This is a genomic window from Arthrobacter sp. P1_D4 (assembly GCF_056406115.1).
Map to the genome: position 1 here is coordinate 1 of NZ_JBFUAU010000062.1, position 362 is coordinate 362.

The window sequence follows — 362 nt, forward strand, 5'->3', positions numbered from 1 at the left end:
CTCCACGTTCGGCAGCCGCTGGCCGAACGGCTCGTCCGTGCCGCCCGCGACGCGCTGACCACGGCGGACGCAGCCGTGGCCCGGCAGGTGCTGGCCGCCGATCTGGACCTGCTGACCGAGCTCACCGCGCAGATCGACGCATCCGAGGCCGAACTCGCCCGGCCGCTGCCGCTGAGCCCCTTCGCGACGCTCACCACGACCCCGGGCTGGGGCGTGGTCCGCGCCGGCAACTACGGCGGCGCCCTGGGCGACCCGCACCGCTGGCCCGGGCCGTCACAGATCTACCGGGCATCGGGTCTGTCCCCCACCCAGTACGAATCGGCAGGCAAACGACGCGACGGATCCATCAGCAGGGAAGGCAA

At 73.2% G+C, this 362-nt stretch carries 1 protein-coding gene; it reads left to right on the forward strand.

Annotated features, from left to right (window positions below; genetic code table 11):
* Window positions 1-362, forward strand: a 362-nt coding sequence (locus AC1D0A_RS22015) for a transposase (protein WP_476946848.1), incomplete at both ends; no start/stop codon positions are given.